This window comes from Micromonospora sagamiensis (assembly GCF_014680085.1).
In the GTDB taxonomy this organism is placed as follows: domain Bacteria; phylum Actinomycetota; class Actinomycetes; order Mycobacteriales; family Micromonosporaceae; genus Micromonospora; species Micromonospora inyonensis.
Genome location: NZ_AP023438.1, coordinates 6,558,395 through 6,579,601, shown reverse-complemented (window position 1 = coordinate 6,579,601; position 21,207 = coordinate 6,558,395). Strand labels below are relative to the sequence as shown.

Genomic DNA, 21,207 nt, shown 5'->3' with positions numbered 1-21,207 from the left:
TGGTGCACGGCGGTCAGGCCGTCCACCACGTTCGCTCAGGCGTCCGCGCCCACCCTGCCGCCGGCCGGTTCGGTGGCCTGGTGGGCGCCGTTGGCCCCCGCCGGGCGGGGTGCCACCTGCGGGTACTCGCTGGTCGGGGCACCGCCCGCGGCGGCTGCCATCACCGCCGCCGCGGCCAGGTCGGCGACCCGCTTCGCCTCGCGCTGTACCCGGGCCCGGACGTCCTTGGCGTGCCGTTCGGCGGACTCAGCCGCCCGCCGCACCTCGTCCAAGCGGGTCAGCTCGCCGGCGAGTTCCTGGCGGGTCTCGGTGAGTCGCTGCTGGAGCTGGGCCATCTCCCGCTCCACCCCACCGGCCTCCTGGCGCGACTGCGCCAGGTGCTGCTGGGCGGCGTCCAGCTCGTTCTGGAGCTGGGCCACGGCCTGTCGCCGCTCGCGGATCTCCTGTTGCACGGCGGTGAGCTGCTGCTGGTGGACGCCGGCCTGCTCGTCGGCGTGCTGGCGCAGCTTGGTCGAGTACTGCTGCGCCTCGGTGACCAGCGTGGCGATCTTCTGCTCGGCGGTGCTCCGCTGGCGGGTGAGCTCCTGCTCGGCCGCCGAGCGGTATTCGGTGAGTTCCTGCTCCGCGGCGGCGCGCCGTTCCTCGATCTCCCGTTCCACGCCGGCCTGCCACTGGGCCAGTTCCTGCTGGGTCTGTGCACGGGCCGCGTGTACCTCCTGCTGGATCTGCGCGCGGGCGGCCTCCAGCAGCGCCTCGGCCTCGGCCCGGGTCCGCTCGACCTGCTGCGCGGTCTGCTCGTTGATCCGCTGGGCCTCCTGCTGGGCGCGTTCGTGTGCGGCCTCGCCCTCCGCGCGCAGGCGTTGTGCCACTTCGCGGGTCTCGGTGAGTTCGGCCTGGGCGGCGGCCCGCAGCTCCTCGTGGGCCTTCTCCTGCTCGGCCCGCCGGGTGGACAGGTCCTCCTCCAGCTCGCGCAGCCGCTGGGTCGCCTGCTCCCGGGCCTCGGTGAGCACCCGCTCCGCCTCGGTCTCCAGCCCGGACACCCGCGCGGTGGCGGCCTCGGTGATCGCCGCGGCCTGCTTCTCCGCCAGGGCCAGGATCTGGTCGACCATCGGACCCAGGTCGCGGAAGGAGGCGCGGTCCACCTGCGCCGGCCGCTGGCGCAGCTCGACCAGCTCCGTCTGGACCTTCTGGAGCTGCGCCGCCAGGGACTGGAGCTGACCGGAGGCCCGGTCCCGCGCGCCCGTCAGCGCCGTGATCTCGGCGTCGACCTGTTCGACGTACCGGTCCACCTGTCGTTTGTCGTAGCCACGCAGCGCGAGTTCGAAACTCGGTCGCGAGATCATGACATCGCGTAGTGCGAACGGCTCCTCGCCGTGGGACATGCGCCACCCTCCGTACGATCGCGGGCGTCACGCCGGTGGATGACCCACGGCATGACGCGGCGCAAGGCTACCGTCGGCCGGGTCAGGGGTCGTCACCGAGCCCCGTACCGGGTCGGGGACGTTCCGGCCGCCGGGTGCGACCGTCGGTACCGGGTGTCGGGGGCGGGTCTCCGGTCCGGCTCCTCAGCGAACCCCCGATGCTCCGATGTGGGCGGCCACGTCGGACGGGAGCGGGTACGGGCGCTCCTCGGGCAGCAGCGCCAGCGCCCCCGCGCGGTCTCTCTCGGCCAGCCGGGCGCGCACGGCGTGGGCGGTGGGCGTGACGTCGTGGACGGCCACGATCCAGTCGTCGACGTAGCGGTCGACGGCCTCACCGGAGAGACCGACCTGGAGCGAGCGGTACGGCAGCGGCCGAAGGTCGAGGTCGCGTTCCGGGTCCCACTGCACCCGCACGGGGCTGCGCCGGAGCCGGTGGGACCAGGCCGCGCGGTCGGCGTACCGGTCGGGGTCGTGGTGGCTCAGGCAGGAGTTGGCCAGCGCCCACTCGAACCCGGTGCGACTGATCTCGATCGCGAGCACGCACTCCTGGTCCGGCTTGGTGCCCCAACCACAGCGGTACATCATCCAGAGGAAGGACGGTTTCACCCAGGTCATCCGGTCGCGCTTGAACGGTGCGACGAACCGGCCGTGGCGCAGCGCCGGTGCGGCGATCGCCGGGGCGTACGCCTGGTAGACGGTGATCGTGTCGGCACCGTACCCGGCCCGGATCTCGCGGAGCGGACGTTCCATGGCGCCGATCATCACCGACCGGTCCGGTCCGGGCGACCGTTTTACCGGGTGCCCGTCCGGCCACCTCGTCGCCACCGGCCCCCACGTCGGCTCACCGGACGCTTGCCGGGGACCGCCACCGGTTGCGGGTGTCCCGGCCGGCCTCCTGCTCCTGCGGGTGGCGGGCAGCGAGGCGGGGGGAGGGATCGCTGCTCACCTCGGTCGGTGCCAGCGGCCGATCGCAGTCGGCGCAGAGGACGGTCGCCCGGACCGGTCCGCCGCACCCCTCGTGTTCGACGAGCCGGGCCGGGTTCTGCGGGCCGGCGAGGTGCCGGTCGCCCCACTGCGTCACGGCCAGCACCACCGGGACCAGTTCCCGGCCCCGGTCGGTGAGGTGGTACTCGTGCCGCACCGGCCGGTCCTGATAGGGCACCCGGTCGAGCACACCGGCTCCGACCAGGGTGTTGAGCCGGTCGGTCAGGATGTTGCGGGAGATGCCGAGGCTGCGGAGGAAGCCGTCGAAGCGGGTGACGCCCAGCAGCGCGTCCCGGACGATGAGCAGCGTCCACCGTTCACCGATGACGTCGAGGGCGCGGGCGAGCGAGCATGCCTGGACCGAACTGAGGCGGTACTGCATCCGCTCAGTCTAGGCACTACAACGTTGGAAATCGATACTCGTCGAAGTTTCGGTGTCTCCGGCCGTCCCGGGTGGACCCCGCCAGCGGACTGGTCGCCCGGTCCGGGTGCCCGCACCGGTTCCCGGCCGGTGCCGACACGTCGCGCGGGTCGACACCGGCCGGGAGGGGGATCACCGCCGGTCGGGCGGGATCGTCAGTTCACGAACACCGTTCCGCCCGGGCCGGTGACCGGAGCGTAGGTCACGCTGAAGTAACCGGTGGCGAAGCAGGTGCCGGGCCCGGAGACCTTGGTGAACGGCTGGTTGACGAAGGTGATGGACGCGTCGGCGTTGTTCGCCGTGCCCACCAGGCGGTTGTTGACGGCCTGGTAGACACAGGTGATCGCGCCGAGCAGGGTGCTGAGCGAGGCGGTCGTCTGGATCGGTCCGGCTGCGCCGCCGGTGATGGTGACGACCTTGCCGCTGGTGACCGAGGCGTTGAAGGGCAGGTTGTTCACGGTGATGCCCCGGACGCCGATCACCCCGATGACGTTGCTCGTGCAGCTGGCGACCGTCTGCGAAGTGACGCTCTCGGTGGCCGTGCCCGGAGCGGCCGGGTTGGTGAGGACCTTCGCCTCGAACCTGGCCTGGCTGCACTTCACGCCGGTGGTGCCGGTGGTGGAGTTGTAGAGGTTGACCGTGGTGCCGGTCTTGTTGGGGGCGTACAGCAGATCGCCGGCGCCGGCCGACGGTCCGGTCGCGCTGTTGTAGGTGAGTACGGTGCCCGCCGCGGCGGCCGGCCCGGCGCTGGCGAGCACTGCCAGCATCGCCGAGGCCGCGGCGAGGGTGAGGTACGCGTACCTGCGCATGACGTCTCCCTGGGTGTGGTGGTGGGGGGGGTGGGGGTGCGGGTGGGAACGGACGGGGTGGTCCGGGCCTCCCTTCTCGGGCGTACGGCACCGTCGACCCGGCCGGCGCGGCGGTGCGGGGCGGGGCGGCGGTGGTGGAGGCGCGACGTGGCCGTCCGCTGGTCGGCCCGGGACGGGGTCGACGCGTGGCGGTCGTCGCGTCGGTGTGGGTCGGACGGATCGCAGAAGGCGACGTCACGACGAGAAGCAATGAATTCTGCCGATGTTATATGCCCATCGCGGTCGCGCCGTCAAGAAACAATTCTGCGGCCCTGTCGCCGGGGTTTTTGACTCTTTTGCCATTGTGAAGACGCAGCTGGCAGACGCCTTGACCGCGAACCGTACCCGGCGGTAACTTGTGCCATCTCCACCGTCGACAGTCCGCCGCGACACCATTCGATCAAGGGAGTCGTTCATGTCGTCCGTCGATATCCCGACCGCCTCCGCAAGTGGGCCCGAAGAAGGCGCGGTCCGCTGGCGCCGGTTCTTTCCGGCGCTTCTCGGCACCGGTGTGCTCAGCGCCGCCATGGTGCTGCTCACCGCCCAGGGCGTCCTGGCGGCACAGTTCTCCATCTCCGGTCTGCCCTTCACGGTGACCGCCGACCGGCTCGACGGCACCGGCTTCGAGCAGTTCGCCGCACTGGACCACATGGTCGAGGGCAGCCCCAACGAGGGGGACACCGGCGGGCAGGTCGTGGTGATCGTCTCGGCCATCGACCGGGCCGAGCTGACCAACCTCTGCCAGAGCGTCGACATGGGCGGAATGGTGTTGAAGATCACCGCCGGTAACGCGGGCAAGCCGGTCAAGGCCCGCACCCTCGTCGTCGACTCCGACAGCATCACCGGTGACGCCGACTTCTCCAAGATTGACATCGGGCAGGACGCCAGCACCCTCGACAAGGTTCCCGGCGTCAAGGGCGGTATCGGCATCTTCGCCCAGCAGGCCGACACCGTCGTCATCGAGAAGCTCCGGCAGAACAACTGGGCCACCACCGCATCCGCCTTCACGCTGCCCAATCTGCGGATGAGCTTCGCGTCGGAGGGTTGCTGACGATGGCCGACGCGGTCCCCGGGCCCGTCGCGACGTCCCGCCGGAACCGGCCCGGCCGGTTCCGGCGCTGGCGTCGGACCCGTCCGTTCTGGGGGGCGCTCCTGGTGATCCTCGGCGGGGCCGAGATCCTGGCCTCGGTCCGTGCGCCTCTGCCGGTCATCCTGCACATCGGACTCCAGGGGATGGCCGGCTACCTCGTTCCGCTGCTGCTGGTGACCTGCGGCGTGCTCCTGCTCGCCACGCCCGCGCAGCGGGCCTTCTACGCCATCGTGTCGATCATCCTGGCGCTGGCGTCCTGGCTCACCTCGAACCTCGGCGGCTTCCTGATCGGCATGCTGCTCGCCCTGGTCGGCGGCTGCCTGGCGCTGGCCTGGACACCGCGCCACCGCCTCCCGGCCGGAGTCGCCCCCGCGCCGGCCGACCCGGAGGCGGCAACCCCCGCACCGGCTGATCCGGCCGACGCAACCCCCGCCGGCGTGGAGTCCGCCGCGCCGACGGCGGTGTCCGGGCCCGCCACGGACTCCACCACCACCGTCGAGACGGCCGTGCGGTCCGAGACCGTCGCCCCGTCGGACGCGAAGCACGCCCGCTGAGGCCGGCCGGTCCCTCGGTCAGATCCCGAAGGACCGGCCGACCCGCAGGCCGTGTGCCGCAAGACCTCCGGCGGCACGGCGCAGCCGGTCGGGCAGGTCGGGAGTGGCCGGGTCGAAGAGCAGCCCGGCCACGTTGCCGCTGTGCGCGACCTGGACACCGGCCGCGCCGGCCCGTCCCGCCACCCGCTCCAGGACGTCCAGTTCCGGTTTGGGCAGCAGGGGCTGGTTGCGTCGGGCGCTCTCACTGCTGACCCGGGCCAGCAGCCCGACGTCGGCGGTGACGATCGCCTGCCGCAGCGCGGCCCGTAGCTCCTCGTACGCCGGCACCGCCCGCACGGGCGGCGCGGGCAGGGCGAGCGTGTCCACCGGGCGCCCCGCGCCGGTGGTGCAGGAGAGGACGACGACGCTGGGCAGCGGGCCGCCGAAGTCCTCCAGCACGCGGGCTTCCCGGGAGGCGAACAGGGCCGCGCTGGTCCCCAGCATCAGCGGGTCGGACGCCTGCTCGGCCCGGACCGCGATCCGGGCCACCGTCTCCGGGGGCAGCCGGACGCCGAAGCTGGCTGCGACCGCGCGTGCCGTGGCGATGACGTCGCTGGTGGAGGAGCCCATTCCGATTCCGACCGGAACCCGGCCGTGCAGCGCCAGCCGCCCACCGCAGGGTTGCTCCCCGGTCCGGCGCGCGCACTCGGCGACCGCCAGGGCGGCGGCGCGCCGGGCCTTGTCCCGGTCGGCGGGGCGGACCGTCAGGTGGCCGGCGGGGCTCTCCAGGTGGCGGACGAAGGTGGCGGTGGTGCCCGTACCGGGAACGGGAAGGGTGACCAGGCCCCGGCACGGGCGTCCGGCGGAGTCCAGGAAGATGCCCTGGAGGATCTCGCCGTGGTGGCACGGGGCGTGCCCGACCCCGGCCGGCCCGTCGCCTCCCACCGGCCCCGGTGGGGCGTCCGACCGGTCGACCCGTGTCCGGGCGTCGACGTCGCGGGGCCCGGCCACCACCCCGGGCGGATGGTCGACGGGCTGGTCGAGGAGGACGTCCGGCTGCGGCGCGGCTGCGCGGCTGCCCTGGCCGACCGTGGGCGGGGTGCGGGTCACGTCGTCGAGTCTGACCCCTGCCGAGATCGGCGGCCGGTCCGCCGTCCGGGCTCGGCGGCCGACCTGCCGGTGTTGTCGCCTTGACCAGGGCGAAGTCCGACTTGCCGCAATAGGCCGTTTGGCTGGTTACTTCGTCCCGTAAGGCGGCTAACGTGCGATTCGTGGCGAAGAAACCATCAGCTCCCCCCATGGTGTTGGTCGATGCGGTTCGCGCGGTCGGCTCCGCCCTGAACGGCACGTCGCGGCGGCTCGCGCCACCACCCGCGAGCCTGCTCGACGCCGCGTCCGGCTTCTGGCGTACGCACGCGCTCGGCGCGGTCGCCCGGCTGGGGGTGGCCGATCAGCTCACCGACGGTCCCCGGGACGTGGCGACGCTCGCCGCCGCCACGGCCGCCGACGAGGACAGCCTCTTCCGGGTGCTGCGGGCGCTGGCCGCCGACGGCATCTTCCGCCGGACCGGGCCCCGCACCTTCGCACTGAACGCGCTCGCCGAACCGCTGCGCAGCGACCATCCGCGCTCGGTCCGGCACACGTTGATCCAGATCAGCTCCGGCTGGAACCAGCGGATCTGGTCCGACCTGACCGCCACGGTCACCGAGGGGCGCCCGGCGTTCCCCCGACAGTACGGCGGGTTCCTCTGGGACTACTTCGCCGAGCACCCCGACGAGGGGGAGCACTTCCATCGCTCGATGCGCGAGCTGAGCCGGCTCGACATGCCGCAGATCCTGGCCGCGCACGACTTCGGCCGGTACGAGCGGATCGCCGACGTCGGCGGTGGCTCGGGGCAGCTGCTGGCCGGGATCCTGGCCGCGCACCCGCACCTGCGCGGGGTGCTCTACGACCTGCCGGCCGCCACCGCCGACGCACCGGCCGTGCTCGGGGCCGCCGGAGTCGCCGAACGGGTGGAGCTGGTCAACGGCAGCTTCTACGATCACGTGCCGCCCGGCTGTGACGCGTACCTGATGCGCAACATCGTGCACGGGCTCACCGACGAACAGGCCCGCCCGGTCCTCGACCGGCTGCGGCCGGCGTTCACCCCACGCGCCCGGCTGCTGGTGCTGGACTGCCTGGTGCCGGAGGGATCGGGCGGCAACCATCCCGGCTTCCTCGACCTGCAGATGATGGTCGGCAGCGGCGGCCGGGAGCGTAGCGCGGCGGAGATGGCGGCGCTGTTCGCCGCGAACGGTTTCCACCTGGTCGAGGTGCGGCGTACCCCCGGGCCGACCGCGATCTTCGTGGGCCGCCTCGCCTGACCCGGCCGCCACGCCCGGGGGAACCGGCGACCGCAGCCCCTGACCGGTGCGCCGGATCAGGCGGACGGCCGGCCGAGCAGGTCGCGGACCCGGGCGGCCAGGGCGACCGACGCGTCGATCTCCAGCTTCCGGTTCGACACGCTCTCCACGTTGAACCCGAACGGCATCCCGAGCCGTCGGCAGAAGGTGACCAGCTCGCGGGCGGTGGCCAGGCACTGCTCGTACGACTCGGCGAGCGGGTCGTCGGCGTGCCGCAGCGCGTTCTCCAGCCAGCGCGGGACGCGGACACCGAGCCACTGGAGGAACGCGAGGGTCCTGAGCGAGCCGCAGACCGAGAGGGTGAAGACCACCGGTCGTGGGGTGACCCCCCGCTCCCGGCAGGCGTAGTGGTAGTCCGACACCATGCTCTTGGACGCGTCGACGTCGTAGATCACCTGGGAGACGAAGAATCCGCAGCCGCGTTCCTGTTTGGTCAGCATCCGCCGGTGCTCGTCCAGGTCACGGGTGTGTCGTTCGGGGATGGCGACGCCACCGACGGCCAGGTCGGGCCGGGTCTCCCGGCGCAGGGCGTGGGCCCGGGGCAGGGTGGTGCGCACCTGCTTGCTGCTGGAGGAGGCACCCACGAAGACGCTGCCCACCCGGCCGGTGTCCACCGCGCGCAGCCAGTCGCGCAGCTCCGGCTCCGGGTACTTGCCGACGCAGCGGTAGACGATCGCCGGGCGACGCCAGCCGGCCAGGTGCGCGGCGTGGAAGACGGCCGGATCCATCGTCGGCAGGTACGGGAAGGGCCGCTCGTCCGGATTGCGGTCGCTCTCGTCGTCGATGTCGTAGAGCACCAGCGCGTCCACGTCCAGCGGGTCGAGTCGGGCCCGGGTCAACCGGGCGATCTCCTGGGCCTGTTCGGCGGTGGCGCTGGCCCGCGGTGGGGTGATCCCGAACAGCAGCAGACCGCGCGTCGCCCCGGCGAGCACGTGCCGCAGCGAGGGACCGGCGCTGGGTGAGCCGGTCGGGGTGGCCGGACCGTCCACAGGGGAGAGCGGGGGAGGGGCCGACATGCGTACCAGGGTAGTCGGGCCCCGGGGCCGGGGCATCCATTGCCGGCGTCGGTCCGCCTGCCGGGACGCGGACCCGGCGCACCGCCGGCCGGTGCCAACCGGCGGGGACCGGTCGGTCACAATGCCGGCATGGATCAGCGGGCCCTGGTGCGGTTGAGTAAACGGATGTCCCTGGCGTTGCGGCACCAGCCCGACCAGTTCGGCCTCACCCTTGACCGGGGCGGGTGGGTGCCGGTCGACGACCTGCTGACGGGGCTCGGGATCGACCGGGCGGCGCTGGAGGCGGTGGTCGCCGACAACGACAAGCAGCGGTTCGCCGTCGAACGGGGCGACGACGGCGTGGAACGGATCCGGGCCAGCCAGGGGCACTCGATCCCGGTCGACCTGGGCCTGACTCCGGCCGTTCCCCCCGACCGGCTCTACCACGGCACGAGCCGGGACGCCCTGGACTCCATCCTGGACACCGGCCTGCACCGGGGGGCCAGGCACCACGTGCACCTCTCGGCGGACGTGCCGACCGCCCGCCGGGTCGGCTCCCGCCGGGGCGGCGAGGTGGTGGTCCTCACCGTGGACGCCGCCGGGATGGCCGGCGACGGGCACGTGTTCTACCGCAGCGCCAACGGGGTGTGGCTGACCGACGCCGTTCCGACCGCCTACCTGACCGGGCCGTGACCGCTGACGGCGGCCACGGCCCGGCCCGGTGGGCGCATGCCCGGACGGCTCGGCCGGGCGGAGGTCCGGCTCAGCCCGTCGCGACCCGGGCCGGTGACAGCAGCAGCGCGTCCAGCGGCTGCCGGACCCGGGGTGCCTCCTCCCGGGCGGCCAGCGGGGCGGGCAGCCGGGTCGCCGCGTCCGCACGGCCGACGGCGAGCACCACCACCGGCTGGAGGTCCCCGTCGAGATCGAAGGCGGCCCGGACGGCGGTGGCGTCGAAACCGCCCATCTGATGGGTGGCCAGGCCGTGCGCCTGGGCCTGGAGGACCAGGTGGGCGACGGCCTGACCGGTGTCGTAGAGAGCGAACGGCCGCTGCTGTCCGGTGTCGTCCACCGTCCGCGCCGCCACCAGGAGCAGGGCGCTGGCCGCGTCGGCCCACACCTGGTTGCCGGGGTTGAGCGTCGCGTGCAGCCGGGTGAAGGCGTCCTCGTCCCGTCGGGTGACCAGGAAACGCCAGGGTTGGCTGTTGTTGGCCGACGGCGCCCAGCGGGCCGCCTCCAGCAGCGGGCGCAGCACCGCGTCGTCGAGGTGGTGCGTGGGGTCGAAGCTGCGGGGGCTCCACCGCCCGGCGAGCAGCGGGTGCAACGGTGCCGGGGTGTCGGCGGACTTGGCGTACGTCATGGTGCGTTTCCTCGCGGGGTGGGGATCCGGTCCGGGTCAGCCGGCGATGGTGGCGTGCATCTCCCAGACCAGGATCTCGGCGGGTTCGGTGGCGGTGACCCGGTGGCCGCCGCCGGCCGTGAACCGGACGGCGTCGCCGGTGCCCAGCGGGCCGGAGCCCTCCAGCTCGACCGCGCCTCGGGCCACGAACAGGTGCAGGAAGGGCGCGTCCGGCAGCGGCACGCTCCGGCCGGGTTCGAGCCGGGCCGCGTACAGGGCGGCGTACCGGTTACGGATCCGGATGGCGGCCTCCCCGTCGTGCCGGTCCATCCCGGACGCGACCGGGACCAGACCGCCACCGAGCAGTTCGTCGTCGATCTCGAGCTGTTCGTAGCCGGGGGCCAGGCCGGTCTCGTCGGGCACCACCCACATCTGGACGAAGTGCACCGGCTCGGCATGCCGTTCGCCCTCGATGCGCCAGGAGTCGTTCTTCTCCGAGTGCAGGATGCCGCGACCGGCGGTCATCCGCTGGGCCAGCCCCGGGTAGATGACCCCGGAGTGGCCGGTGGAGTCCTGGTGGACCAGGGAACCCCGCAGCACCCAGGTGACGATCTCCATGTCCCGGTGCGGGTGGGTCTCGAAGCCGGTGCCCGGCGTGACGATGTCGTCGTTGTTGACCAGGAGCAGCCCGTGGTGGGTGTTGGCCGCGTCGCGGTGCCGGCCGAACGAGAACGAGTGCTTCGAGTCGAGCCAGCCGATGTCGGTGACGAACCGCTCGTCGGCCCGGCGGATGTCGACGCGGGGGGTCAGCAGGGTGCTCACGGGAGGTCCTCTCCACGGGAAGGCGGTCGGTGGGGGAGCGGGGGCGCACCGTCGGCGCGGCGCGCCCCACGGGTCAGGACTGCTTGATCGCGGAGACCTCGAACTCGAGGACGATCTTGTCGCTGACCAGGACACCGCCGGTCTCCAGGGCGGCGTTCCAGGTGACCCCGTAGTCGCGACGGTTGATGGTCACCGCGCCCTCGAAGCCGACCCGCAGGTTGCCGAACGGGTCGGTGGCCGAGCCCTCGTAGGTGAAGGGGATGGTCACCGGGTGGGTGACGCCCCGGACGGTGAGGTCACCGGTCAGGTCGAAGGTGTCCGCGCCGGTCTGCCGGAACGCGGTGGAGACGAAGGTGATCTCCGGGTGGGTCTCCATGGCGAGGAAGTCGTTGCTGCGCAGGTGCTCGTCGCGCTGCGCGTTGCGGGTGTCGATGCTGGCCGCCCTGATGGTGACGGTCACCGCGGTCGCGCTCGGGTCGTCGCCGTCGAAGACCACCCGGCCCTCGAAGTCGTTGAACGCCCCCCGGACCTTGGTCACCATCGCGTGGCGGGCGACGAAGCCGATCCGGCTGTGGCTCGGGTCGATCGTGTAGACGCCGGTGAGCTGGGCGAGTTCGGCGGTCGGTGCGGTCATGACGTCCTCCAGGTGATTTCGATGATGTGTCATTTACGTCTGCCTCAACCTACATGACCCGTCATCCATTCCCTACATGATGTGTCATCGATCACTGGTAGGGTGGAGTCATGACCCGATGGCTCGACGACGACGAACAGCGCGCCTGGCGGGCCTACCTCCAGATGCAGAACCGGCTCACCGCCCGACTGGGGCGGCAGTTGCAGCAGGACTCCGGCCTGTCCCTCGCCGACTACGAGGTCCTCGTGGCGCTCACCGAGGCGGACGGGGGACGACTGCGCCCCTTCGCGCTCCAGGAGCAACTGGAGTGGGAGCAGAGCCGCCTGTCCCACCACCTCAGCCGGATGCAGCGCCGGGGCCTGGTCGACCGCGAGGGCTGCCCCGGCGACCGCCGCGGGGCCTTCGTGGTGCTCACCCCTGCCGGACGGGAGGCCATCGAGGGGGCCGCCCCGGGGCACGTGGCGGCCGTCCGGGAGTTCTTCCTCGACCAGTTCGACCGGGACGGGGTGGCCGCCCTGGAACGTCTCGCCACCCGGGTGCTGCGCCGGCTGGACGCCGACGCTAGCCGGTGATCCGGTGGGTGAGCGCGGTGTGCCGGCGGCCGGTGCCCGCCGTCCGCACGGCGATCGCTAGGGCCCGGCGGGAGCCGGCCAGCACGACCAGCTTCCGGGCCCGGGTGACGGCCGTGTAGAGCAGGTTGCGCTGCAACATCATGTACGACCCCATGGTCACCGGCACCACCACCGCCGGGTACTCGCTGCCCTGTGAACGGTGCACCGTGATCGCGTACGCGTGCTGCAACTCGTCCAGCTCGTGGAAGTCGTACCCGACGTCCTCGTCCTCGTCGGTGCGGACGGTCAGCGTCTGCTCGTCGGGGTCGATCGCGGTGACCATGCCGACCGTGCCGTTGAAGACGCCCGCCGCGCCCTTCTCGTAGTTGTTCCGGATCTGGATGACCTTGTCGCCGACCCGGAACACCCGCGATCCGTGCCGCCGCTCCGGCGCGCCCTCCCGGTGCGGCGCGAGCGCCTGTTGCAGCAACGCGTTGAGGTTGCCCGCACCGGCCGGTCCCCGGTGCATCGGGGTGAGCACCTGGATGTCGCGGGGATGCAGACCGAAGCGGCGGGGAATCCGCCGGGCGACGATCTCCACCACCTGCTCGGCGGTGGCCTCCGGCTCGTCGCTGGGGAAGAGGAAGAAGTCCGGGTACCCCTCGAACGCCGGGGGCTGGCCCGCGTTGATCCGGTGCGCGTTGACCACCACGCCGGACTCCTGCGCCTGCCGGAAGATCCGGGTCAGCCGGACCCGGGGGACGGTCGCGGCGGCCAGGACGTCGCGCAGCACCTCGCCCGCGCCCACCGAGGGCAACTGGTCGACGTCGCCGACCAGCAGCAGGTGCGCCCCCGGCGGTACCGCCTTGACCAGCTTGTTGGCCAGGATCAGGTCGAGCATCGACGCCTCGTCCACCACCACCAGGTCGGCGTCGAGCGGGTTGTCCCGGTCGTGGGCGGCGTCCCCGCCCGGCCGCAGTTGGAGCAGCCGGTGCACGGTGGTCGCCGGCTGCCCGGTCAGCTCGGTCAGCCGCTTCGCGGCGCGCCCGGTCGGCGCGGCCAGCACGATCTTCGCCTTCTTCGCGGTGGCCAGCTCGATCACCGACCGGACCGTGAACGACTTGCCGCAGCCCGGACCGCCGGTGAGCACGGCGACCTTCGAGGTGAGCGCGAGCCGTACCGCCTGCTCCTGCTCCGGGGCCAGGTCCGCCCCGGTCCGGGCCCGCAGCCAGGCCAGCGCCCGGCCCCAGTCCACGCCCGCGAAGGCCGGCATCCGGTCGGCCGGCTCGCGCAGCAGCCGGACCAGGCTCGCCGCGAGCGCCGACTCGGCCCGGTGGAACGGCACCAGGTACACCGCCGGGATGGTGCCCCCGTCGCCGCTCGGGTTCGGCACCGGCTCCCGGACCACCCCCTCGTCGGCGGCGAGCGAGGTCAGGCACTCGGCGACCAGTGGCGCCGGCACGCCCAGGATCGCGGCGGCGTCGGCGAGCAGGTTCGGTTCCGGCAGGTAGCAGTGCCCGTTGTCGGCGGCCTCGGAGAGGGTGTACCGGATGCCCGCCTGCACCCGCTGCGGACTGTCGTGCGGGATGCCCACCGCCTGCGCGATGCTGTCGGCCGTCCGGAAGCCGATGCCCCACACGTCGGCGGCCAGCCGGTACGGCTCGTTGCGCACCACCGAGATCGCGTTGTCGCCGTACTCCTTGTAGATGCGCACGGCGTGCGAGGTGGAGACGCCGACGCCCTGGAGGAAGACCATCACCTCCTTGATGGCCTTCTGCTCCTGCCAGGCGGTGCCGATCGCCGCGGTGCGCTTGCGGCCGAGGCCGTGGACCTCGATCAGCCGGCCCGGCTCGTTCTCGATGACGTCCAGGGTCTGCGCGCCGAACGCGGCGACGATCCGGGCGGCCATCTTCGGCCCGATCCCCTTGATCAGCCCCGAGCCGAGGTAGCGCTCGATGCCCTGCACCGTGGCGGGCAGCACGCTGGTGCAGCTGTGCACCTCGAACTGGCGGCCGTACTTCGGGTGCGACCCCCAGCGGCCGACCATCCGCAGCCGCTCCCCGGGCTGCACGCCGGGCAGGGCGCCGATCACGGTGAGCAGGTCGGTGCCGGAACGGTCGGTGGCGACCCGGGCGATCGTGTACCCGGTCTCCTCGTTGACGTACGTGATCCGTTCCAGCACCGCCTCCAGCGTCGCGCCCCGGGCGGGGGCGGCGGCCGGGGCGGGCGGTACGGCGGTCATCGCAGACGATGATGGCAGACCCGTCCGACACACCGGTGGGCACGGCGCGCCGTCCGCGTCCGCCGTCGCGGGGCCGACCCCGGCAGGTGCGTCCGCCGCCGGGGCTCAGCGACGGCTGAGCAGGGAGGTGACCCGCATCCGCTCGCTGTGGATCCACACGTCGGAGTACTCGATCGCACGGCCGTCGTGGAGGTAGGTGATCTGCTCCAGGTACAGCAGCGGGAAACCCTCGGGCACACCGAGCGCGGTGGCGATCCGGTCGGTGGCGGCGGTCGCGGTGAACGTCCGCCGACCGGTGGTGATCTTCAACCCGTACTCGTTCTCGAGCAGGCCGAACAGGGAACGGTTGGCCAGGTCCGCCTGCTCCAGTCCGGGTGTCAGGTCGGTACGGACGTAGTTGACCAGCCAGGCCACCGGCCCGGTGGAGGCGGAACGGAGTCGTTCCAGGCGCAGCACCGACTGGCCGGGACTCAGGTCGAGCAGGGTGGCCAGCGGTGGCGGGGCGGCCATCACCCGCTGGGAGACCACCTCGGTGGTGTAGGAGACACCCTGCCGGGCGAAGTCCTCGGAGAGGGTGGTCAGCTTCTGCGCGATGGACGGCTCGATGGTGGTGGACGTGACGAACGTGCCCCGCCCGCGTACCTGCACCAGCAGGCCGTCGCGGATCAGCGTCGCCAGCGCCCGCCGTAGCGTGCCCCGCGAGATGCCCAGGTCGGCGGCGAGTTCCGGCTCGCTGCGCAGCCGGTAGTGCGGTGGCCACTCGGCCGACAGGATCTTCGCCCGGATCTGCTCGGACACCTGCGCGTGCAGCGGGGCCGGCGCGTCCCGGTCGAGTTGCTCGGTCACCCCGTCGGGGTGTGGTCGGTCGGACATGGCACCTTCCGTGGGGGCCGTCGCCCCCCGACCGGCGCCGGCCACCGGCCGGGCACGCGTGTCGAGGGGCGACAGACGGTCAGTAGCTCGTCGTGTGTTCGGTGACGTTGTCAGTGACGATAGCCACCCCGGCGCTGGTGCCGAGCAGCACCGCCCCCGCGCGCAGCAGGGACAGCGCCTGCGCGAAGGACTTGATGCTGCCCGACGCCTTGACCTGCACGCCCTCCGGGGCGCGGGCCACCAGGTAGGCGATGCTGTCCGGGTTGGCCACCTCGACCTGGCCGCTGCTGGCGTTCTTCAGGAACGCCGCACCGGCCTCGATGGACAGTGCCACGGCGGCCTCCCGCTCGGCGGGGGTGAGCAGCGGCAGTTCGAGCATCACCTTGACCGGTACGCCGGACGCCTTCACCACGCCGGCGATGTCGTCGCGGAAGGCGTCGAACCGGCCGCTCTTGAGCCAGCCGATCTGCACGCCGATGTCGATCTGGGTGGCGCCGGCCCGGACCAGGCTCTCCGCCTCGGCGGCCTTGCCGGCGCTGGTGGTCACCCCCACCGTCGGGAAGTCCAGGGCCGAGGCGACCTCGACACCGGTGCCGCGCAGCACCTCGGCCACCTCGGCGACCCAGGAGCCGGGCACCATCGCGGCGTTGAAGCCGTACCGGGCGGTCTCCTCGGCGTGGGCGACGATCCGGTCGTAGGTGACGCCGACGTCGATCAGCGTGTGCTGGATGTAGGGAGCCAACGTCGCGGGGCGGAGGTCGACGTCGGTCAGGAAGGCAGTGCTCACGGTTCTCTCCAAATCGGGTTACGTCGCGGCGATGCCGCTACATCCGGTCCCGGTAGTAGTCGGGGACGATCACGCCGGGCTCGTCGAACCAGCGCGGCACGTCCACGCCGCAGACCAGACCGACGTTGCCCCACGGGTTGAACGCGCCGGTCCGGACGATCGCCTTGGCCTGGTGGGCCAGTTCGCCGAGCATCTCGGCGTGCGGGCGGGTGGTCAGCGGTACGCCCGGGAAGCGCTGCCCCAGCCACTGCGCCAGCGGCGTGTTGTGCGTGGTGACGTCCTCGGCGACCACCACGCCCTCGACGATGATCTCGTCGGCGACGAGCGCCAGCACGGTGGTCAGGTCGGGCAGGTCCTCCGCGAGGGCCAGGTCGACGCGGTGGGCCGTACGCGGGATGGGGAACCCGGCGTCGACGACGAGCAGCAGGTCGGTGTGGCCGAGCGTGGCGAGCACCCCGGACAGCTCCGCGTTGAGCAGACCTCGACGTTTCATGCGTTCTCCTTCATGGTGTGGGCGCCGGTGGCCAGGGCCATCACCGTCTCCTCGGTGGCGTCGGCCGCGTCGAGCACACCGACCAGGCGGCCGGCCGCCATGACGGCGATCCGGTCGCTGACGGTGAGCAGTTCGGGCAGGTCCGACGAGGAGACGACGATGGACACACCGGCGCCGGTGAGGCTGCGGAACAGCCGGTAGATCTCCGCCTTGGCGCCGACGTCGACGCCACGGGTGGGTTCGTCGAGCAGCATCAGCCGGGGCTCGATCGACAGCCAGCGGGCGAGCAGGGCCTTCTGCTGGTTGCCGCCGGAGAGCTGGGTGATGCCCTGGGCGGTGGTGGCGGTCTTCACCGTCAGCTCGCGGGCGCGGTCCTCGGCATCGCGCCGCAGGGCCCGCCGCCGCAGCACCCCGAACCGTTGCCGCCGGCCCAGGGTCAGCACGGTGACGTTGTCGGCGACGCTCATCGTCGGCAGGATGCCCTGTTGCCGGCGTTCCCCGGGCAGGTAGGCGATCCGGGCGCGGATGGCGTCGCGCGGGGACCGGGCGGTGAACCGTTCCCCGTCGAGGGCCAGTTCGCCGTCGCGCACCGGGTCGGCGCCGAAGACACCGCGCAGCAGCTCGATCCGGCCGCTGTCGGGCAGGCCGGCCACGCCGACCACCTCACCCGGGGCGACGTCGAGGTCGACGCCGGTGAACCCGGTGCCGGAGACGCCGCGCAGGCGCAGCCGGGGGGTGGCCGTGGCCGCCGGTGGGGGAGTGTCGTGCCGGGCGAACTCGGCGGCGAGTTCCCGCCCGACCATCGCCGCGACCACCTGGTCCGGGGTGACCTGCGCGGTGGGCCAGTGCCCGACGTGTCGACCGTCGCGCAGCACGTGGATGTGCTGGGACAGGGCGAAGACCTCGGGCATCCGGTGCGAGACGTAGAGGAGCGTGACGCCGTCGGCCTGCAACGAGCGGATCACCCCGAAGAGCCGCTCGGACTCCGCCGGGGACAGGATCGAGGTCGGCTCGTCGAGAATGACCACCCGGGCCCGGCGGGCCAGCGAGCGGGCGATGACCACCAGCTGCTGGGACGCCGCGTCGAGGTGCCGTACGGCGCGACGCGGGTCGACCCGCAGGCCGAGCCGGTCCAGCAGGTGCGCGGCCTGCTCCTCCATCCGGCGGCGGTGCGGGAAGGGCCGGGAGCCGGGCTCGGCGCCGAGCAGGATGTTCTCCGCGACGGTGCGGTCCTGGGCGAGGGAGAGTTCCTGCGGCACCAGCGCGACCTGGTGCCGGCTGAGCAGGGTGGCCGGGTGGAAGCGGCGGACCTCCTCGCCGGCCACCCGTACGGTGCCGGTGGTGGGCGTGTCCAGCCCGGCCAGGATCTTCATCAGCGTCGACTTGCCGGCGCCGTTCTCCCCCATGACGGCGGTGAGACTGCCGGTGGGGACGCTCAGGCTGACGTCCTGCAACGCGCGGACGGCGCCGAAGTGCTTCGACAGGCCGGACACCTCGACGGCGGCCGTGGCGGGGGCGAGGATCGTGGCCGGGCTGGTCATCGGCTCAGCCCTCCACCGGCACGGTGGCCACGTTGTCGCGGGTGACCACGAGCGCGCCCGTGTCCACGTTCTTGATCTCGGTGCCGTTCTTCAGGTAGGCGGCGAGCAGCTTGACCGCCTGGTAGCCCTGCTCGGCCGGCCCCTGGCTGATGGTCAGGTCGACCACGCCGCCCTTGAGGTAGTCGACGGTCTGCGGCTGCACGTCGAAGCCCACCGAGTGGATCTTCCCGGTCTTGCCGGACTGCTGGAGCCACTTGGCCCCGGCGGTGAAGCTGCAGCAGTCGAGGGAGACCAGGGCGACCGCGTCGCCCTGCGCGGCCATCGTCGACTCGATGGTGTTGTACGCCGCGCTCGGCTCGTTGCCGGTGTTGACCGGGCCGACGATCTGGAGGCCGGAGTCCTTCAGGCCGGTCTGGAAGCCGGTGAAGCGGTCGTTGGACCAGCCGGCGCCGGAGTCGACCGACACCACCACGACCTTGCCCTTCTTGCCCTTCAGCACGCCGAGCAGTTCCTTGGCGAGCGACTCACCGGAGGCGACGAGGTCCTGCCCGACGAAGCCCATCTGCTTGGACTCCGGGTTGTTCGTGTTGAACGAGATGATCGGGATGCCCGCGTCGTACGCCTGCGCGATGACCGGCTTGAGCGCGTCGTTGCTGGCCGAGGAGACCGCCAGGCCGTGGATCTGCTTCTGGTTGATCAGCGTCTGCAACTCGGCGACCTGGTCGGCGGCGTTGCCGCCGGTCGGGCCGATCATCTGCGCCTCGACGCCGAGTTCCTTCGCGCCGCGCTCCATGCCCTGCCGGATCGGGACGGCGAAGGCCAGCGACGGGTCGTGGTAGCTGAGCCGGATCTTGAGCGGTTGTCCCTTGTCGACGGCTTCCTTGATGTAGTCGGCGAGCTGGAAGGCGCCACTGTCACCGCTGGAGGAGGTGCTGGCCGGAGTGACCGCGCCGCAGGCGCTGCCGGCCAGCAGCGTGAGGCCGAGGGTGGCGGCGACCGCGATCCGGCGCCGGAGGGTGAGCTTCATCGGGGGGTGCTCCTTGGATGTGGGGATGGGGGTGTGGTGCGGGTCGGGGCGGTCAGCGCCGCCCGGAGCGTCGGCGTAGCCAGGTGTCGGCGGCCACGGCCAGGATGATCACCGCGCCGGTCGCCACGGTCTGCCAGAACGAGGAGATGCCGCGCAGGTTCAGGATGTTCTGCAGGACGCCGATGAAGGCGACGCCGATGACGGTGCCGAGCATGGTGCCGGAGCCGCCGAACAGGGCCGCGCCACCGATGATCACGGCGGAGATGGCGGTCAGTTCCATGCCGGTGCCGGTGACGCCCTGCACGTAGGACAGGAAGGAGAGGCCGAGCACGCCGGCCAGGCCGGCGAGCGTTCCGGAGAGCGTGAACGCGGCGACCTTGACCCGGCCGGTGTTGATCCCGCACAGCCGGGCGGCCTCGGCGCTGCCGCCCACGGCGTAGGTGTTGAAGCCGTAGCGGGAACGGGACAGCACGACCATGCCGAGGACGGCGACGAGCGCGAAGATGACCAGCTGCATCGGGAGGAGACCGAACAGCTTGCCCTGACCGAGCAGGTTGAACTCGGCCACGTTCGCCTCGTTGGACGACAGGGAGATCGGTGAGCCGCCGCTGAGCAGCAGCGTGACGCCCCGGTAGACGCTCAGCGTGCCCAGGGTGACGATGAACGAGGGGATGCCGAAGCCCACCGTCATCAGGCCGTTGAGCAGGCCGGCGACCGCACCTGCGGCGATCCCGCCGAGGGCGGCGAGCGGCCAGGCCACGTCGGAGGTCATCAGCAGTCCGCAGACGACCGCGCCGAGGCCGTAGATCGAACCCACCGAGAGGTCGATCTCGGCGTTGATGATGACGAAGGTGACCCCGACGGCCATGATGCCGATCTGCGCGATCTGCTGGCCGACGGTGAGGAAGTTGTCGGTGCCGACGAAGCCCGGGGCGATCAGCGTGCCCAGGCTGAAGAGCACGACGAGGGCGAGGAAGGTGCTGGCCTCGCGGGCGTGCAGGAAACGCTGGAACGGGGAGCGGGTGCGGGGGACGGCGGTCTTCTCCACCGGTGCCGCCGCCGGGGCGGTGGTCATCTGGGCCATTGGTGTCATCTCCTCAGCAGGGCCGCGACGTCGTCCGGGTAGGGCAGGGCGGGGATCACCTCGGCGACTCCGACGGCGTGCGCGCCGGCCGCGGCGGCGAAACGGACCGCATCGGTGAGGGCGTCGCCCCGGGCGAGGGCGACGGCGAGCGCGCCGGTGAAGGCGTCCCCGGCGCCGGTGGTGTCGACCACGCGCGGCACCCGGACCGGGTCGACCCGGACCCGCTGCCCGTCGTGGTCGATCAGCGCACCCTCGGCGCCGAGGGTGAGCACGATCGTGCCGGCGTGACGGGTGCGGATCAGGTCGACCAGCTCGTCGCCGGTGGCCGGGTCCTCCGGGTCGCGGCCGGTGAGCACCCGGGCCTCGCTGGCGTTCGGCGTCACGACGTCGATCCAGCCCCACGCCTCGTCCGGCAGCCGGACGGCCGGCGCGGGGTTGAGCAGCGTCCGGACGCCGTGTTCGTGGGCGGTGCGCAGCGCCGCGACGGCGACCTCCAGCGGAATCTCCAGCGAGACCACCACCAGGTCGGCGGCGGCGATGCGATCGGCGAAGCCGTCGACGTCGGCCGGGGTCAGCTCGTCGAGCGCGCCGGGCGCGATGGCGATCCGGTTCTCGCCCTGCTGGTCGACGAGGATGACGCCGACCATGGTGGCGGCGGCCCCGATCGTCCGGACGCCGGTGGCGTCGATCCCCTCCTCGGCCCAGAGCTGTCGGGCGCCGGTGCCGAACTGGTCCGCGCCGACGGCGGTCAGCAGGCTGACCTCGGCACCGAGCCGGGCGGCGGCCACCGCCTGGTTCGAGCCCTTGCCTCCGTGCCCGGAGGCGAACCGACCCCCGGAGAGGGTCTCCCCGGCGACCGGCACCCGGGGCACCCGCATGGTGAGCCCGGCGCCGTAGCTGCCGATCACTGCAATCTTCATCCTGGGCCTCATGTTCATGGACAACCATGTACAACTGAGGGGACCATAGGGAGCGCGTCAGGGCGGTGTCAATAGCGGCAGGGGTGGTCGCCGGAAACAATCCGGAAATCCCGGGGCCACCGCCGCGTCACCCGGCGTGCTGCTGGCGGACGTCAGCGCGGCGCTGCGCCCACCTCCGGTCGCGGGGCCCGGGGCGCGGGAAC

21 protein-coding genes and 1 pseudogene are annotated in these 21,207 nt (G+C 72.5%); 5 read left to right on the top strand and 17 right to left on the bottom strand.

The features are described from left to right. Positions 1 to 35: 35 nt before the first annotated feature. The 4 genes from IGA62_RS28260 to IGA62_RS28245 all read right to left on the bottom strand — a co-directional run bounded on the left by IGA62_RS28260 (position 36) and on the right by IGA62_RS28245 (position 3,635). Positions 36 to 1,382 carry a coiled-coil domain-containing protein gene (locus tag IGA62_RS28260; protein WP_145817734.1) on the bottom strand — a complete coding sequence of 449 codons (1,347 nt, stop codon included), beginning with the start codon at positions 1,380 to 1,382 and terminating at the stop codon, positions 36 to 38. A 183-nt stretch (positions 1,383 to 1,565) separates the two neighbouring features. Continuing rightward, a complete protein-coding gene (locus IGA62_RS28255; RefSeq protein WP_145817736.1) occupies positions 1,566 to 2,171 on the bottom strand; it encodes a DUF4291 domain-containing protein in 606 nt (201 codons plus the stop codon). Between the two features lie 91 nt (positions 2,172 to 2,262). Continuing rightward, a complete protein-coding gene (locus tag IGA62_RS28250; protein ID WP_145817738.1) occupies positions 2,263 to 2,787 on the bottom strand; it encodes a winged helix-turn-helix transcriptional regulator in 525 nt (174 codons plus the stop codon). Between the two features lie 194 nt (positions 2,788 to 2,981). Continuing rightward, the gene (locus tag IGA62_RS28245) at positions 2,982 to 3,635 is read right to left on the bottom strand and encodes a Tat pathway signal sequence domain protein (protein ID WP_145817740.1); all 654 of its coding nucleotides are present in this window, start codon (positions 3,633 to 3,635) and stop codon (positions 2,982 to 2,984) included. A 454-nt stretch (positions 3,636 to 4,089) separates the two neighbouring features. Between IGA62_RS28245 and IGA62_RS28240 the strand changes: the two genes are divergently transcribed. Further along, on the top strand, positions 4,090 to 4,725 hold the full coding sequence (locus IGA62_RS28240) for a DUF6230 family protein (RefSeq protein ID WP_145817742.1): 636 nt from the start codon (positions 4,090 to 4,092) through the stop codon (positions 4,723 to 4,725). Between the two features lie 2 nt (positions 4,726 to 4,727). Continuing rightward, positions 4,728 to 5,318: a DUF6114 domain-containing protein gene (locus IGA62_RS28235; RefSeq protein WP_222433314.1), complete on the top strand. Its 591-nt coding sequence runs from the start codon at positions 4,728 to 4,730 to the stop codon at positions 5,316 to 5,318. A gap of 18 nt (positions 5,319 to 5,336) precedes the next feature. On the opposite strand, the gene IGA62_RS28230 is transcribed toward IGA62_RS28235, so the two are convergent. After that, complete coding sequence (locus tag IGA62_RS28230; RefSeq protein ID WP_198501139.1) at positions 5,337 to 6,407, bottom strand: GHMP family kinase ATP-binding protein; 1,071 nt, start codon at positions 6,405 to 6,407, stop codon at positions 5,337 to 5,339. Between the two features lie 188 nt (positions 6,408 to 6,595). Here IGA62_RS28230 and IGA62_RS28225 point away from each other — a divergent pair, with 188 nt between their 5' ends. Then, positions 6,596 to 7,660 (top strand): methyltransferase, encoded by a 1,065-nt coding sequence (locus IGA62_RS28225; protein WP_145817743.1) that lies wholly within the window; start codon positions 6,596 to 6,598, stop codon positions 7,658 to 7,660. Positions 7,661 to 7,716: 56 nt separating this feature from the next. Here the strand turns inward: IGA62_RS28225 and IGA62_RS28220 are convergent, their stop codons facing one another. Beyond that, positions 7,717 to 8,715, bottom strand: a complete 999-nt coding sequence (locus tag IGA62_RS28220; RefSeq protein WP_145817745.1) for a methylenetetrahydrofolate reductase — start codon at positions 8,713 to 8,715, stop codon at positions 7,717 to 7,719. Positions 8,716 to 8,844: 129 nt separating this feature from the next. Between IGA62_RS28220 and IGA62_RS28215 the strand changes: the two genes are divergently transcribed. Further along, a complete protein-coding gene (locus IGA62_RS28215) occupies positions 8,845 to 9,387 on the top strand; it encodes an RNA 2'-phosphotransferase (RefSeq protein WP_145817747.1) in 543 nt (180 codons plus the stop codon). A 70-nt stretch (positions 9,388 to 9,457) separates the two neighbouring features. Here IGA62_RS28215 and IGA62_RS28210 read toward each other — a convergent pair whose 3' ends face one another. The 3 genes from IGA62_RS28210 to IGA62_RS28200 form a co-directional block, all read right to left on the bottom strand. Further along, the gene (locus IGA62_RS28210; protein ID WP_145817749.1) at positions 9,458 to 10,051 is read right to left on the bottom strand and encodes a nitroreductase family protein; all 594 of its coding nucleotides are present in this window, start codon (positions 10,049 to 10,051) and stop codon (positions 9,458 to 9,460) included. Between the two features lie 36 nt (positions 10,052 to 10,087). Next, on the bottom strand, positions 10,088 to 10,852 hold the full coding sequence (locus IGA62_RS28205) for a pirin family protein (protein ID WP_145817751.1): 765 nt from the start codon (positions 10,850 to 10,852) through the stop codon (positions 10,088 to 10,090). A 73-nt stretch (positions 10,853 to 10,925) separates the two neighbouring features. Beyond that, entirely contained in the window at positions 10,926 to 11,486 is a 561-nt protein-coding gene (locus IGA62_RS28200; protein ID WP_145817753.1) for a YceI family protein, read from the bottom strand. Between the two features lie 110 nt (positions 11,487 to 11,596). Here IGA62_RS28200 and IGA62_RS28195 point away from each other — a divergent pair, with 110 nt between their 5' ends. Beyond that, positions 11,597 to 12,058, top strand: a complete 462-nt coding sequence (locus tag IGA62_RS28195) for a MarR family winged helix-turn-helix transcriptional regulator (RefSeq protein WP_145817755.1) — start codon at positions 11,597 to 11,599, stop codon at positions 12,056 to 12,058. On the opposite strand, the gene recD2 is transcribed toward IGA62_RS28195, so the two are convergent. The 8 genes and pseudogenes from recD2 to IGA62_RS28155 all read right to left on the bottom strand — a co-directional run bounded on the left by recD2 (position 12,048) and on the right by IGA62_RS28155 (position 21,004). Next, the gene (gene recD2 / locus IGA62_RS28190) at positions 12,048 to 14,279 is read right to left on the bottom strand and encodes an SF1B family DNA helicase RecD2 (protein WP_145817757.1); all 2,232 of its coding nucleotides are present in this window, start codon (positions 14,277 to 14,279) and stop codon (positions 12,048 to 12,050) included. The two genes, IGA62_RS28195 and recD2, sit on opposite strands and share 11 nt — an antisense overlap. A 105-nt stretch (positions 14,280 to 14,384) precedes the next feature. Beyond that, complete coding sequence (locus IGA62_RS28185; protein WP_145817759.1) at positions 14,385 to 15,152, bottom strand: GntR family transcriptional regulator; 768 nt, start codon at positions 15,150 to 15,152, stop codon at positions 14,385 to 14,387. 79 nt (positions 15,153 to 15,231) lie between these two features. Next, positions 15,232 to 15,939 carry a deoxyribose-phosphate aldolase gene (gene deoC, locus IGA62_RS28180; RefSeq protein ID WP_145817761.1) on the bottom strand — a complete coding sequence of 236 codons (708 nt, stop codon included), beginning with the start codon at positions 15,937 to 15,939 and terminating at the stop codon, positions 15,232 to 15,234. A 37-nt stretch (positions 15,940 to 15,976) separates the two neighbouring features. Beyond that, entirely contained in the window at positions 15,977 to 16,432 is a 456-nt protein-coding gene (rbsD, locus tag IGA62_RS28175; protein WP_145817775.1) for a D-ribose pyranase, read from the bottom strand. Beyond that, positions 16,429 to 17,973 carry a sugar ABC transporter ATP-binding protein gene (locus IGA62_RS28170; RefSeq protein WP_145817776.1) on the bottom strand — a complete coding sequence of 515 codons (1,545 nt, stop codon included), beginning with the start codon at positions 17,971 to 17,973 and terminating at the stop codon, positions 16,429 to 16,431. Before IGA62_RS28170 ends, rbsD begins: the two co-directional genes overlap by 4 nt. 4 nt (positions 17,974 to 17,977) lie before the next feature. Further along, positions 17,978 to 19,000, bottom strand: coding sequence for a substrate-binding domain-containing protein (locus tag IGA62_RS28165; protein ID WP_145817778.1), 1,023 nt, complete (start codon positions 18,998 to 19,000; stop codon positions 17,978 to 17,980). A gap of 106 nt (positions 19,001 to 19,106) precedes the next feature. Then, positions 19,107 to 20,084, bottom strand: a pseudogene (locus IGA62_RS28160) (ABC transporter permease); the annotation flags it as partial. 5 nt (positions 20,085 to 20,089) lie between these two features. Beyond that, complete coding sequence (locus tag IGA62_RS28155; RefSeq protein WP_145817780.1) at positions 20,090 to 21,004, bottom strand: ribokinase; 915 nt, start codon at positions 21,002 to 21,004, stop codon at positions 20,090 to 20,092. Positions 21,005 to 21,207: the final 203 nt, after the last annotated feature.